Genomic DNA, 14,089 nt, shown 5'->3' with positions numbered 1-14,089 from the left:
GTTGGCCCGGTGTCAGCGGGCGTGGCTAATGGAATCTTGTTATTCGCGTGAATCAACACAGCCGTTTACGGCGTCATCACACGACAAAGCGAAGGGCACGGACCCTTCGCTTTTTTAAGCGTTTACGCGCCGACTACGATCGGCCTTGCCAGAGGCGGGACGACGGCGCTGGTAGGCGCGATGCCGGCTTCGAACTCATGGCGGAAGTATTTGATTGCGCTGCCCAACGGCTCCACGGCGCCCGGTGCGTGAGCACAGAAGGTCTTGCCCGGGCCGAGGAAGCCGACCAGACCCAGCAGGGTCTCGATATCGCCGGCTTGCCCTTCACCGTCCTCGATGGCGCGCAGGAGCTTGACGCTCCACGGCAAACCGTCACGGCAAGGGGTGCAGAAACCGCACGACTCGCGGGAGAAGAACTCTTCCATGTTGCGCAGCAGGGACACCATGTTGACGCTGTCATCCACCGCCATGGCCAGGCCGGTACCCATACGGGTGCCCACTTTGGCGATGCCGCCGGCGTACATTTGTGCGTCCAGGTGTTCCGGCAACAGGAAACCGGTACCGGCGCCGCCTGGCTGCCAGCACTTGAGCTTGAAGCCGTCGCGCATGCCGCCGGCGTAGTCTTCGAACAGCTCACGACCGGTGACACCGAATGGCAATTCCCACAGGCCCGGGTTCTTGACCTTGCCGGAGAAGCCCATGAGCTTGGTGCCCATGTCTTCACTGCCTTCACGGGCCAACGATTTGTACCAGTCCACGCCGTCGGCAATGATCGCCGGCACGTTGCACAGGGTTTCAACGTTGTTCACGCAAGTCGGCTTGCCCCACACGCCAACGGCGGCAGGGAAGGGTGGCTTGGAGCGCGGGTTGGCGCGGCGGCCTTCGAGGGAGTTGATCAGTGCGGTTTCTTCACCGCAGATGTAACGCCCGGCGCCGGTGTGGACGAACAGCTCGAAATCGAAGCCGCTGCCCAGGATGTTTTTACCCAAAAGACCCGCTGCCTTGGCTTCTTCCACGGCACGGTTCAGGTGCTTGGCGGCGGTGGTGTATTCGCCACGCAGGAAGATGTAGCCACGGTAGGTTTTCAGCGCGCGAGCACTGATCAGCATGCCTTCGATCAGCAGATGGGGCAGTTGCTCCATCAGCATGCGGTCTTTCCAGGTGTTCGGCTCCATCTCGTCCGCGTTGCACAGCAGGTAGCGGATGTTGATGGATTCGTCTTTGGGCATCAGGCCCCACTTAACACCTGTGGGGAAGCCTGCACCGCCGCGACCTTTAAGGCCGGAGTCTTTCACGGTCTGGACGATGTCGTCCTGAGCCATGTCGGCGAAGGCCTTGCGCGCGGCAGCGTAACCGTTCTTGGCCTGGTACTCGTCGAGCCACACAGCCTCGCCGTCGTCACGCAGGCGCCAGGTCAGCGGATGAGTCTCGGCCGACCGCTTGATGCGGTTGGCTGGACCGAAGGAAGTCAGGGTCATACGTAGCCCTCGAGCAATTTGGCAACGCCGGCAGGCTGCACATCACCGAATGTGTCGTCGTCGATCATCAACGCCGGCGCCTTGTCGCAGTTGCCGAGGCAGCAGACCGGCAGCAGGGTGAAACGACCGTCGGCGGTGGTCTGACCCAGGCCGATGCCCAGATTGCTCTGGATTTCGCTGACCACGGATTCATGGCCGCCGATGTAGCAGACCATGCTGTCGCAGACGCGAATGATGTGACGGCCTACTGGCTGACGGAAGATCTGGCTATAGAACGTCGCCACGCCTTCAACGTCGCTGGCCGGGATGCCGAGAATTTCGCCGATGGCGTAGAGCGCGCCATCAGGTACCCAGCCACGTTCCTTCTGGACGATCTTCAGGGCTTCGATCGACGCCGCGCGCGGGTCTTCGTAGTGATGCAGCTCGTGCTCGATGGCCGAGCGCTCGGTTTCGCTCAGGGCGAAACGGTCTGTCTGGATAAGCGTGCTGTTCATGCTTAGCGGTCCACGTCGGCCATAACGAAATCGATACTACCCAGGTACGCGATCAAGTCCGCGACCATGCTGCCTTTGATCACCGAAGGGATCTGCTGCAGATGCGGGAAGCTTGGGGTGCGAATCCGGGTGCGGTAGCTCATGGTGCCGCCATCGCTCGTCAGGTAATAACTGTTGATGCCCTTGGTCGCTTCGATCATCTGGAAGGATTCGTTGGCCGGCATGACCGGGCCCCACGAAACTTGCAGGAAGTGCGTGATCAGGGTCTCGATGTGCTGCAGGGTGCGCTCTTTCGGCGGCGGCGTGGTCAGCGGGTGATCCGCCTTGTACGGGCCTTCCGGCATGTTGCGCATGCACTGCTCGATGATCTTCAGGCTCTGGCGCATTTCTTCGACACGCACGATGCAACGGTCGTAGGCATCGCCATTGGCCGCCAGCGGCACTTCGAATTCGAAGTTCTCGTAACCGGAGTACGGGCGAGCTTTACGCAGGTCGAAATCGCAACCGGTCGAACGCAGGCCGGAACCAGTGACGCCCCATTCCAGGGCTTCTTTGGTGTTGTAGGCGGCGACGCCGATGGTCCGGCCACGCAGGATGCTGTTGTCCAGTGCGGCTTTCTGGTATTCGTCCAGACGCTTTGGCATCCACTCGATGAAGTCTTTCACCAGTTTTTCCCAGCCGCGCGGCAGGTCGTGAGCGACGCCACCGATGCGGTACCAGGCCGGGTGCAGACGGAAGCCGGTAATGGCTTCGATCACCGTGTACGCCTTCTGACGGTCGGTGAACGTAAAGAACACCGGGGTCATGGCGCCGACGTCCTGGATGTAAGTCCCCAGGAACAGCAGGTGGCTGGTGATCCGGAAGAACTCGGCCATCATGATGCGGATGACGTCAACCTTCTCAGGGACTTTGATGCCGGCCAGCTTCTCGACCGAGAGCACGTACGGCAGGTTGTTCATCACGCCGCCGAGGTAGTCGATACGGTCGGTGTACGGAATGAAACTGTGCCAGGACTGACGCTCGGCCATCTTCTCGGCACCACGGTGGTGGTAACCGACGTCCGGTACGCAGTCGACGATCTCTTCACCGTCCAGCTGCAGAATGATGCGGAACGCACCGTGCGCGGAAGGGTGGTTAGGACCGAGGTTGAGGAACATGTAGTCCTCGTTCGCCCCGGAACGCTTCATGCCCCAGTCTTCAGGCTTGAAGCGCGCGGCCTCTTCCTCAAGCTGTTGCTTGGCCAGGGTCAGGCTGAACGGATCGAACTCGGTGGCACGGGCCGGGAAGTCCTTGCGCAGCGGGTGACCTTCCCAGGTCGGCGGCATCATGATGCGGGTCAGGTGCGGGTGACCGGCAAAGTTGATGCCGTACATGTCCCACACTTCACGCTCGTACCAGTTGGCGTTCGGCCAGATGCCGGTCACGGTCGGCACGCTGAGGTCGCTCTCGGACAAGGCGACCTTGATCATTACGTCACTATTACGTTCGATCGACATCAAGTGATAGAACACGGTGAAGTCGGCGCCGCTTGGCAGCCCTTGACGCTTGGTGCGCAGACGCTCGTCCACGCCGTGCAGGTCATAGAGCATGACGTACGGCTTGGGCAGGTTACGCAGGAAGGTCAGGACTTCGACGAGTTTGGCACGGGCAACCCAAAGCACCGGCATGCCGGTGCGGGTAGGCTGGGCGGTGAACGCCTCGGGGCCAAAACGGTTGTTCAGTTCGACGACCACATCCTGGTCGTCTGCCTTATAAGGCGGGATGTACAGAGCACTGCCTGTAGTCATGGTTATTTATCGCTTTCGGTCAACGTAAAGAATGAAGCCAGTTTCTCGTTCTATAAAAGAAGCAGGTCTGGATCAGACTTCGTCGGGGCTGCGCAGGTTGGTGACTGCGATTCGCTGTTCGCGGCGCTGTTCCTTTTGCGAAGGCATCTCGGCGCGGTACACGCCTTGATCGCCGACGACCCAGGAAAGCGGACGACGCTCCTGTCCAATCGACTCCTGCAAGAGCATCAAGCCTTGCAGAAAAGCTTCAGGACGGGGCGGGCAGCCAGGCACGTAGACGTCCACGGGCAGGAACTTGTCCACCCCTTGAACGACGGAGTAGATGTCGTACATGCCACCGGAGTTGGCGCACGAACCCATGGAGATAACCCATTTAGGTTCGAGCATTTGCTCATATAGACGCTGAATGATCGGCGCCATCTTGATGAAGCAGGTACCAGCGATAACCATGAAATCCGCCTGGCGCGGCGATGCCCGGATAACCTCGGCGCCAAAGCGCGCGATGTCGTGGGGCGCCGTGAAGGCGGTGGTCATTTCCACGTAGCAGCACGAAAGACCGAAGTTATACGGCCACAGGGAGTTCTTGCGCCCCCAGTTGATCGTGCCGTTAAGCACGTCTTCGAGCTTGCCCATGAAGATGTTTTTGTGGACTTGATCTTCTAACGGATCGGAAACGGTTTCCCGCTCGCCAATCGGATACTGCTCGTTAGGAGCATCGGGGTCGATCCTGGTGAGATTGTATTGCATTGCCAAAGCCTCATTGTTTCAGCTTCGCCTGCCGCTTGCGACGAGCTTCCGGAGCCCAGTCAAGGGCGCCCACTCGGAACAGGTAGACAAGACCTGCCAACAGAATTGCTATGAAAACGAGAGCTTCGACGAATCCGGTCCAGCCGCTTTCGCGGACGGACACAGACCAGGCAAAGAGAAAGAGGGCTTCGATATCGAAGATCACGAAGAGCATCGCGACCAGATAGAATTTGGCTGAGAGCCGTAAGCGGGCGCCACCTGTAGGTAGCATGCCGGACTCGAACGGTTCGTTTTTGCTGCGGCCCCAGGCTTTTGACCCGAGGAGGCTGGAGACGCCGAGCATGAAGGCACAAAGGCCGACGACGCCCAGAAGGAAAATGGCAAAGCCCCAGTTGTGGGCCATGAGTCCTGTCGCTTCGGGCATGCTGGTAATCCTTAACAGAGAGCAAAGGTCTCTGAGCTTGAAAAGAAACAAAGCAGTGACGATATGTCGCAGCAATCAATCCCGCTGATTTTATGGCACAACACCGTGCAAGTAAAATTCCTATAGCGAAATTATTTACAGGAATAAGGACATAGCGCACCTCCAAAGCCCCGCAGCCCATGCGGTTCGGGCATTAGCCGGTATTTCATCAATTATGTTTTGTAGAGAATGTAACGAACATAGTTGTGGCTAAATGATAATCAATATTGTTTGTGGTGGTTTTTAAACTGTTTAGCGGCGTGAGAGTCGGGAAGTTGTCTTATATGTGCGTAACAACAAGTAGCGAGCGGGGTCGTTTTACCCTTTTTTCCTGATCAAGAAACTGCTCTGGATCAATGATTTTCCGCGCAAAACCTGGCATGCGCGCGATCCCTGTAGCAGCTGCCGGAGGCTGCGTTCGGTTCGGGCCGCGTTCGGACGCAGCAGTCGTGAATCATGCGGTGATGTCTTTCAGGTGGATTGTGTTCGCGGGATTAGCGAGGACTTCGTCCTCGAACGCAGCCTTCGGCAGCTGCTACAGGGTGTGTGGCGCTCAAGGAATCGCGGGCAAAAAAACGCCCCGAACCAGTCGGGGCATCAGATGTGCGGCGTTGCGGTTAGCTTTCTATTCGGTCCGCAACGGCCGTTTGCTCAGGCGAATCGGATCAGTGGAACTGTTCTTCTTCAGTCGAACCGGTCAGCGCGGTTACCGAAGACGAGCCACCTTGAATCACAGTGGTCATGTCATCGAAGTAGCCGGTGCCCACTTCCTGCTGGTGAGCCACGAAGGTGTAACCCTTGGCGGCGTCAGCGAACTCTTGCTCTTGCAGCTTCACGTAGGCAGTCATGTCGTTGCGGGCGTAGTCGTGCGCCAGGTTGAACATGCTGTGCCACATGTTGTGAATGCCGGCCAGGGTGATGAACTGGTGCTTGTAACCCATGGCAGACAGTTCGCGCTGGAACTTGGCGATGGTCGCGTCGTCCAGGTTTTTCTTCCAGTTGAAGGAAGGCGAGCAGTTGTACGACAGCAGTTGGTCCGGGTATTCCTTTTTGATCGCTTCGGCGAAGCGACGAGCCTCGTCCAGATCCGGCTTGGCGGTTTCGCACCAGATCAGGTCGGCGTACGGAGCGTAAGCCAGGCCGCGAGCGATGGCCTGGTCGAGACCGGCGCGCACTTTGTAGAAACCTTCCTGGGTACGTTCGCCAGTCACGAACGGCTGGTCGTACGGGTCGCAGTCGGAGGTCAGCAGGTCAGCCGCGTTAGCGTCGGTACGAGCCAGGATGATGGTTGGAGTACCGGCAACGTCAGCCGCCAGACGAGCAGCGGTCAGCTTCTGTACAGCTTCCTGGGTAGGAACCAGTACCTTGCCGCCCATGTGGCCGCATTTTTTCACGGAAGCCAGTTGGTCTTCGAAGTGAACGCCGGCGGCGCCTGCTTCGATCATGCTCTTCATCAGCTCGTAAGCGTTCAGTACGCCGCCGAAACCGGCTTCAGCGTCCGCTACGATTGGAGCGAAGTAGTCGATGTAGCCTTCGTCGCCCGGGCCTTTACCGGCTTTCCACTGGATCTGGTCAGCACGACGGAACGAGTTGTTGATGCGCTTGACCACGGTTGGAACCGAATCCACCGGGTACAGCGACTGGTCCGGGTACATCGATTCGGCGGAGTTGTTGTCCGCAGCGACTTGCCAGCCCGACAGGTAGATCGCCTGGATACCGGCTTTAACTTGTTGTACAGCCTGGCCGCCGGTCAGGGCGCCCATGCAGTTGACGAAATCTTTCTCAGGACGGAAGGACGGCTTGGCGCCCTGGGTCACCAGGTTCCAAAGCTTCTCGGCGCCCAATTTTGCAAAGGTGTGCTCAGGTTGAACCGAGCCACGCAGGCGGACGACGTCAGCAGCGGAGTAAGCGCGTGTCACGCCTTTCCAGCGTGGGTTTTCAGCCCAATCTTTTTCGAGGGCTGCAATTTGCTGTTCGCGTGTCAGTGCCATGGGGATAAACCTCGTCGCGTCTTTAATCGAAAGTGGTTCTGGGTGGACAATTCCTGCGTGCCAGGTACGCCTTTCAAAGGGGGGCGTAAAAGGCTGCTCGCTGACCAGAAGCTTAGGTGGTCAAGTCGGATTCGGCGGGGATGGCGACGGGATGAACGATGGGCTCGAGGGGAAGTGAGCAGGTAAGGGCGAACTGGCGAGCGCATTCGGGCGTCGTGGGCCTTGGTGCGAACTTCAGTGTGGAGCCGGGTTACCTAATTACGCTTCCGTCCCTCGGGACAACTTCGTTCCAGTCGGCAACCTCGTCAAACACACCTTGTGGGCGGTACAGACACGAAGCGGCTCGCGGGGTAGTTGCGAGCGTCGCCTCGAAGGCCCTTGCCAGGGCCCCTGATTAGCGGGAGCGAGGCCATCATGCCTTTGCTTTTTTGTATCGTCAAACGTTTTGTAGTGCTTTTTTTATGGCACTACATCTTTGGTCTAATACGACTAATCAGTCAGTTTTCGGTGGTTTAGTCCAAAGTATCGACTTTCACCCGCAGGGTCATGTCATCTCGGCCCTGAGTCGAGTAGCTGCGGGTCTGGCCCTGTTTGTCGGCCTGAGTCTGGCGGTTCACGCCGGCCAGGGTGATCCATTCACCCAGTCGTCCCGTGACAGTTGTGTCGGTACTTTGCACATTCACTACATCGGGACGTTCCTGGCTCATGCGGTCACGATTGGTGCTGATCGCCAGGTGAACGATGTCGCCGGTGACGCTGGCGGTGACGTAGAAACCCTGGGTGACGTTGCGGTATTCGGTCTGGCTGCGCAGATCGCCGTAGGAATCGGTCTGAGTGCTGGTGAGCGGAACGCTCTGGCCGACCTGGATCAGTGCCGGTGCGCCTTCGCTGGCCTGGATCTGCTGAATCCCGCCGTCACGGCTGTCGGTGCTGCGATTGATGATGCGAGTCTGGCTCGGTTTGGCGCCATTTACCGAGTAACCCTGATCGCCCTGGAAGTTGTTTTCGTTGGTGTCGACAGTAATCAGCAGGCGCTTGGGTTGGGTGTCGAGTTGGACGATAAGGGCTTTAAGTTCGTCGATCTTGCGCTGATCGGCATTGACAATTAGCTGGTTGCCGTAGGCGCTGACCTGGCCGTCCTTGCCGATAAAATCCTGGGCCATCGGCAGCATGTCGGCACTGGTGTGGTAGTTCAAGGGCACGATCTCGGTGGCGGCCATGACCGAAAAACTGCAGGTCAACAGCAGCGTGGTGAGCAGGGTGCGTAGGGACATATCCGTTATCTCCGACATCTTGAAGTGTTGATATTGCCAGTTTGTCGGCCCGGCGTGGGGCAAGTTGAATCGTAGACAGCAAAACGCCCCGGCATCCGAGGATGGCGGGGCGTTTTGTGGTGTTCTTCGGGGCCTCTTCGCGAGCAGGTTCAGCGTAATCCTTGTGGGAGCGAGCCTGCTCGCGAAGGGTGCGACTCGGTATTAAGCCGAATGACGCACCATGTCCACATGCGGAATGCCTGCTTCCAGGAATTCTTCACTGACCAGGCTGAAGCCCAGGCGCTCATAGAACGCCGTGGCCTGTACCTGTGCGCTCAGCATCTGCTGCTTCAGTCCGCGCTTTTCGGCTTCACCGATCACCGCTTGCATCAGCGCATCGCCGACTTTCAAACCGCGCCAGTCTTTCAGCACCGACACCCGGCCGACGTGGCCGTCGGGCAGCAAGCGAGCGGTGCCAATCGGAAAGTCGCCTTCGAAGGCCAGAAAATGCACCGCCGTTGCGTCATCAGCATCCCATTCCAGCTCAGGCGGAACGGATTGCTCGGCGATGAACACCGTCTCACGAATGCGCCGGATCTCGGCGATGTCCTTCTGCCAGTCTGCGACACGAACGTGGATTTTATTCATCAGCAAACCCCAGGCTGCCTTGCTTGACCAGCTCGCACAGCAGGCCGAGGCCGTCTTCGTCGTTCAGCCAGTCACCGAGGTTATCGGTGTGCAGGGCGTCGGCAGCGCAGATCAATTTCAGCAGCTCGCGCAGTTTGCCCGGCAGGTAACGGCTCTGGCCGCTGGCGAACAACAGCAGGTCGTCATCGACTTCGGACCAGGCCATGCGCGCGCTCGGGTTGCGAATCAGCACGGCGCCCTGTTCCAGGCTCGCGAGGAAGTCTTCTTCTTCGACTTCTTCGGGGCCGACGACCAGTTCCGGGTAGCGCGGCTCGGTCATGTACTGGCCGAACCAGGTCAGCAGCAGGCGCTCGTCGCTCATGTGCTCGGCCAGCAAAGCCTTCAGGCGATCAAGGGCGTCGTGCTGAATCTGGTGCGGATCGACCGCCGGCAGGGCGTCGGCATCGGTGTAGCGCTCTTCGTCGGTCAGGAACTGGCTAAGGAAGTCGGTGAAGTGAGTCAGCACTTCAGAGGCGCTTGGGGCGCGGAAGCCGACCGAGTAGGTCATGCAGTCATCAACCGCAACGCCGCAATGGGCCAGGCGCGGCGGCAGGTAGAGCATGTCGCCTGGTTCCAGAACCCACTCATCGGTGGCTTCGAAGTCAGCGAGGATGCGCAGGTCCGCGTGTGGCAGCAGCTTGCTCTCGGAGTCGCACATCTGGCCGATCTTCCAGTTGCGCTTGCCGTGACCTTGCAGCAGGAACACATCGTAGTTATCGAAGTGCGGACCGACGCTGCCACCCGGGGCGGCGAAGCTGATCATCACGTCGTCGACGCGCCAGCTCGGCAGGAAGCGGAATTGCTCCAGCAACTCGCCGACTTCCGGCACGAACTGGTCGACCGCTTGCACCAGCAGGGTCCACTCGGTTTCCGGCAGCTTGCTGAATTCGTCTTCGGCGAACGGGCCGCGACGCATTTCCCAAGGACGCTCGCCGTGTTCGATTACCAGGCGCGATTCAACTTCTTCTTCCAGCGCCAGGCCGGCCAGTTCGTCTGGGTCGATCGGGCTTTCGAAATCAGGGATCGCCTGGCGGATCAGCAGCGGTTTTTTCTGCCAGTAGTCGCGCAGGAATTCGCGCGCCGTGATGCCGCCCAGAAGTTGAAGAGGAATATCAGGATTCATGTGTAACCTATTGAAAAAATGCACTTTTCAGACGGGAATAAAAACGCCCGGCGCTGCCGGGCGTCTCAAAAGGGTCAAGCGGTCGATCAGATGCGTTTGGCTTGCTCTACAGCGTTACCAATGTAGTTCGCCGGGGTGAGCAGTTTCAGCTCGGCCTTGGCCGAGGCTGGCATGTCCAGACCGTCGATGAAAGTTTGCAGTGCTTCAGGGCTGATGCCCTTGCCACGGGTCAACTCTTTCAGTTTTTCGTACGGGTTTTCGATGTTGTAGCGACGCATCACGGTTTGGATTGGCTCGGCCAATATTTCCCAGCACGCGTCCAGGTCAGCAGCAATCTTCTGTGCGTTGAGCTCCAGTTTGCTGATGCCTTTGAGGCTGGCTTCGTACGCGATCACGCTGTGGGCGAAGCCGACACCGAGGTTGCGCAGAACGGTGGAGTCGGTCAGGTCACGCTGCCAGCGGGAGATCGGCAGCTTGCTCGCCAGGTGCTGGAACAGTGCGTTGGCGATGCCCAGGTTGCCTTCGGAGTTCTCGAAGTCGATCGGGTTGACCTTGTGCGGCATGGTCGACGAACCGATTTCGCCCGCGATGGTGCGCTGTTTGAAATAACCCAGGGAAATGTAGCCCCAGATGTCGCGGTCGAAGTCGATCAGGATGGTGTTGAAGCGCGCGATCGCGTCGAACAGCTCGGCGATGTAGTCGTGCGGTTCAATCTGCGTGGTGTACGGGTTGAAGCCCAGGCCCAGCTCGTCTTCGATGAAGGCGCGGGCGTTCTCTTCCCAATCGATCTCAGGGTAGGCTGACAGGTGAGCGTTGTAGTTGCCAACGGCGCCGTTGATCTTGCCCAGCAGCGGAACGGCAGCGACTTGAGCGATTTGACGCTCCAGACGGTAAACCACGTTCGCCAGCTCTTTGCCCAGGGTGGTCGGCGAGGCCGGTTGACCGTGGGTGCGCGACAGCATCGGCACGTCAGCGAAACGGATGGCCAGTTCGCGGATGGCTTCGGCAGTCTGGCGCATCAGCGGCAGCATCACGTCATCACGGCCTTCACGCAGCATCAGGGCGTGGGACAGGTTGTTGATGTCCTCGCTGGTGCAGGCAAAGTGGATGAATTCGCTGACAGCAGCCAGTTCCGGCAGCTTGGCCGCTTGCTCTTTGAGCAGGTACTCAATGGCTTTGACGTCGTGGTTGGTGGTGCGCTCGATCTCTTTGACACGCTCGGCGTGCTCCAGAGCGAAATTTTCCGCCAGGGTGTTCAGCACAGCGTTGGCTTCGGCGGAGAACGCCGGCACTTCGCTGATGCCAGGGTGAGCGGCCAGGCGCTGGAGCCAGCGCACTTCAACCAGAACGCGAGCACGGATCAGGCCGTATTCGCTGAAAATTGGGCGCAGGGCCTGGGTTTTGCCGGCGTAGCGGCCGTCAACAGGGGAAACCGCAGTGAGCGAAGAAAGCTGCATGGGGTGTTCTCGGACAGTCGGGCAACGAAATGGGGCGCGTATCATACATGAAAAAATCCGCCGGTCCGTTGCCAACTGACCAGCGTCTTACGCGTTACAAATTACAAAAGGTCTTGCGCGCGCGGTTCAGCTGCTGCGCATCAGCGGGTAAAGCTCTTTGAGCAACTTGCGGCGGCTGATCACCAGCTGCCACCGATGACCGCCCAACTGCCGCCACAGGCGCGCCGATCGAATCCCGGCCAGCAACAGGGCGCGGATTTTCGAAGCGTTGCTCGGTTGCTGCAGGTTGCGCATGTCGCCATGGACCTGAATCCGTTGGCGCAAGGTGCTCAGGGTGTCCTGGTACAGCGCACCGCAGGCAGCAATGACGTTTTCGTGAGCCGGGCCGAAGTGCTCGACCTGGGATTGAATCTGCGGCAAACGCTTGCCGATCACGTCCAGCATGTCGTTGCGCTTGGCCAGCTGACGCTCCAGGCCGAGCATTGCCAGCGCATAGCGCAGTGGTTCGCGCTGAAGGGTGCTCGGGTCGCGTTCCAGGGCGCCGATCAATGCGCGGTAACCTTCACGCAGATTGATGTCGTCGCCGCCGTAGACTTCCAGGGTGTCCTTGGGGTCGCGAATCAGCAGGCTACCGAGCATGCACGTCAGGCCGGCTTCGGCGGTCTGGCCGGTCTTGGCGATCTTGTCGACCAGCACGGCGGCGAGAAACACGCCGCCCAGTGCCGTCAGTTGCTCCTGAGTCGGGCTCATTGTTGCTCGCCTTGAGGAGTGCCTTTGCTGGTCCACGGCTCCGCGACTTCGATCACGCCGCCACCGAGGCAGATTTCGCCGTCATAGAACACCACGGACTGGCCTGGGGTGACCGCGCGTTGCGGGTCATCGAAGGTCGCGCGGTAGCCGTTGGCGGTCTTTTCCAGCGTGCAGGGTTGATCGCTCTGGCGATAACGGACTTTGGCCGTCAGTTTGCGCGGCTCGGTCAAGTCGATCGGGTTGACCCAATAGATGTCCGAGGCGAGCAGGGCGCGGGAGAACAGGTACGGGTGGTCATTGCCCTGGCCAACGATCAATTCGTTGTGCTCCAGGTCTTTGATCAGCACGTACCACGGCTCGTCGCTGGCGTCTTTCAAGCCGCCAATGCCCAGGCCCTGACGCTGGCCGATGGTGTGATACATCAAGCCGTGGTGACGGCCGATGACTTCACCTTCGGTGGTCTTGATCTCGCCGGGCTGGGCTGGCAGGTATTGTTTGAGGAAGTCGCTGAAGCGGCGTTCGCCGATAAAGCAGATTCCGGTGGAATCCTTTTTCTTCGCGGTGGCGAGTTCGTGTTTCTCGGCAATCGCGCGCACTTCGGGTTTTTCCAGCTCGCCGACCGGGAACAGAGTCTTGGCGATCTGTTCACCGCCGACGGCGTGCAGGAAGTAACTCTGGTCCTTGTTCGGGTCCAGGCCCTTGAGCAGCTCGGTGCGGCCCTCGATGTCGCGACGGCGCACGTAGTGGCCGGTGGCGATCAGGTCGGCGCCGAGCATCATGGCGTAGTCGAGGAACGCCTTGAACTTGATCTCGCGGTTACACAGGATGTCCGGGTTCGGCGTGCGACCGGCTTTGTATTCGGCCAGGAAGTGCTCGAACACGTTGTCCCAGTACTCGGCGGCGAAGTTGGCGGTGTGCAGCTTGATGCCAATTTTGTCGCACACGGCCTGAGCGTCCGCCAGGTCATCCATGGCGGTGCAGTATTCCGTTCCATCGTCTTCTTCCCAGTTCTTCATGAACAGGCCTTCCACCTCATAACCCTGCTCGATCAGCAGGAGAGCGGAAACGGAAGAGTCCACGCCGCCGGACATGCCGACAATGACGCGCTTCTTTTGTGTGTCAGAAGGGGCTGGATCACGCATAGGGATTCAATGAGTGTCTTTAAAAAGGACGCGATTCTAACAGGCCGAAGCCCGCAAGGCTAAAGAGAAGGGCGGATCAGTTCGAGACCGAAGTGTTGGCCGTCCAGATAATCATCGATACAGCGGATGATCAGCTCACTGCGCCAGTTTGCGCGCTGTGCCATGAGTTCGTCACGCGACAGCCATTTTGCGCCGACGATGCCGTCGTCCAGCTGATAGTCGGGGTGATGTTTGAGCGGTTTTGCAGTGAAGCAGACCCGCTGATAAGTCACGCCGTTGCTCGGAGCGGTGTAGAGGTAAATGCCCACCACGCCGGTCGGCTCGACGTCCCAGCCGGTTTCTTCGAGGGTTTCGCGTACAGCGGCTTCGATCAGGGTTTCGTCCGGGTCGAGGTGACCGGCGGGCTGGTTGAGCACCGTTCGTCCGCCCTTGGATTCTTCGACCATCAGGAAGCGGCCGTTGTCTTCGACGATGGTCGCGACGGTGATGTGGGGTAGCCAATCCATGAGACTTCCTCGATTTTTTATGTTGGAACAAAGATCAATGTGGGAGCGAGCCTGCTCGCGAAAGCGGTAGGTCAGTCAATACAGGATTGAAGGATATACCGCATTCGCGAGCAGGCTCGCTCCCACAAGGGCCGGGTCAGGCAGATAAATTTGTGTGAGCGCCAGAAACACAAACCCCGGCACGAGGCCGGGGTTTGTGATGTTCCCTTAC

Annotated in this window: 13 protein-coding genes; all 13 read right to left on the bottom strand. The window is 59.2% G+C overall.

Features of this window, described 5'->3' with window-relative positions:
• Positions 1 to 122 precede the first annotated feature (122 nt).
• Positions 123 to 1,478: an NADH-quinone oxidoreductase subunit NuoF gene (gene nuoF / locus JFU47_RS31800; protein WP_201188314.1), complete on the bottom strand. Its 1,356-nt coding sequence runs from the start codon at positions 1,476 to 1,478 to the stop codon at positions 123 to 125.
• Positions 1,475 to 1,972 carry an NADH-quinone oxidoreductase subunit NuoE gene (gene nuoE, locus JFU47_RS31795; RefSeq protein WP_008146039.1) on the bottom strand — a complete coding sequence of 166 codons (498 nt, stop codon included), beginning with the start codon at positions 1,970 to 1,972 and terminating at the stop codon, positions 1,475 to 1,477. The genes nuoF and nuoE overlap by 4 nt, the downstream gene beginning before the upstream one ends.
• Positions 1,973 to 1,974: 2 nt before the next feature.
• Entirely contained in the window at positions 1,975 to 3,759 is a 1,785-nt protein-coding gene (gene nuoC / locus JFU47_RS31790) for an NADH-quinone oxidoreductase subunit C/D (protein WP_008146037.1), read from the bottom strand.
• 72 nt (positions 3,760 to 3,831) lie between these two features.
• Complete coding sequence (locus tag JFU47_RS31785; protein ID WP_008146035.1) at positions 3,832 to 4,506, bottom strand: NuoB/complex I 20 kDa subunit family protein; 675 nt, start codon at positions 4,504 to 4,506, stop codon at positions 3,832 to 3,834.
• Between the two features lie 10 nt (positions 4,507 to 4,516).
• A complete protein-coding gene (locus JFU47_RS31780; protein WP_003223812.1) occupies positions 4,517 to 4,930 on the bottom strand; it encodes an NADH-quinone oxidoreductase subunit A in 414 nt (137 codons plus the stop codon).
• Between the two features lie 704 nt (positions 4,931 to 5,634).
• Positions 5,635 to 6,960, bottom strand: coding sequence for an isocitrate lyase (gene aceA / locus JFU47_RS31775; RefSeq protein ID WP_008032724.1), 1,326 nt, complete (start codon positions 6,958 to 6,960; stop codon positions 5,635 to 5,637).
• A gap of 512 nt (positions 6,961 to 7,472) precedes the next feature.
• Entirely contained in the window at positions 7,473 to 8,234 is a 762-nt protein-coding gene (locus JFU47_RS31770; RefSeq protein ID WP_140680039.1) for a secretin N-terminal domain-containing protein, read from the bottom strand.
• 201 nt (positions 8,235 to 8,435) lie between these two features.
• Positions 8,436 to 8,861, bottom strand: coding sequence for a GNAT family N-acetyltransferase (locus tag JFU47_RS31765; protein WP_123366301.1), 426 nt, complete (start codon positions 8,859 to 8,861; stop codon positions 8,436 to 8,438).
• On the bottom strand, positions 8,854 to 10,023 hold the full coding sequence (locus JFU47_RS31760) for a ribosomal protein uL16 3-hydroxylase (RefSeq protein ID WP_201188312.1): 1,170 nt from the start codon (positions 10,021 to 10,023) through the stop codon (positions 8,854 to 8,856). Before JFU47_RS31760 ends, JFU47_RS31765 begins: the two co-directional genes overlap by 8 nt.
• An 86-nt stretch (positions 10,024 to 10,109) precedes the next feature.
• The gene (gene purB / locus JFU47_RS31755; protein ID WP_201188310.1) at positions 10,110 to 11,480 is read right to left on the bottom strand and encodes an adenylosuccinate lyase; all 1,371 of its coding nucleotides are present in this window, start codon (positions 11,478 to 11,480) and stop codon (positions 10,110 to 10,112) included.
• Between the two features lie 126 nt (positions 11,481 to 11,606).
• Positions 11,607 to 12,230 carry a high frequency lysogenization protein HflD gene (hflD, locus tag JFU47_RS31750; protein WP_033057057.1) on the bottom strand — a complete coding sequence of 208 codons (624 nt, stop codon included), beginning with the start codon at positions 12,228 to 12,230 and terminating at the stop codon, positions 11,607 to 11,609.
• The gene (gene mnmA / locus JFU47_RS31745) at positions 12,227 to 13,372 is read right to left on the bottom strand and encodes a tRNA 2-thiouridine(34) synthase MnmA (RefSeq protein ID WP_201188308.1); all 1,146 of its coding nucleotides are present in this window, start codon (positions 13,370 to 13,372) and stop codon (positions 12,227 to 12,229) included. Before mnmA ends, hflD begins: the two co-directional genes overlap by 4 nt.
• A gap of 59 nt (positions 13,373 to 13,431) precedes the next feature.
• Positions 13,432 to 13,878, bottom strand: coding sequence for an NUDIX hydrolase (locus tag JFU47_RS31740; RefSeq protein WP_140894224.1), 447 nt, complete (start codon positions 13,876 to 13,878; stop codon positions 13,432 to 13,434).
• Between the last annotated feature and the right edge of the window lie 211 nt (positions 13,879 to 14,089).

Origin of the sequence: Pseudomonas sp. TH39(2020) (assembly GCF_016650715.1) — a bacterium.
GTDB classification, from domain to species: Bacteria; Pseudomonadota; Gammaproteobacteria; order Pseudomonadales; family Pseudomonadaceae; genus Aquipseudomonas; species Aquipseudomonas mandelii_C.
Note: the sequence above shows the minus strand (reverse complement) of the source record. Positions and strands in the feature narration are given on the sequence as shown.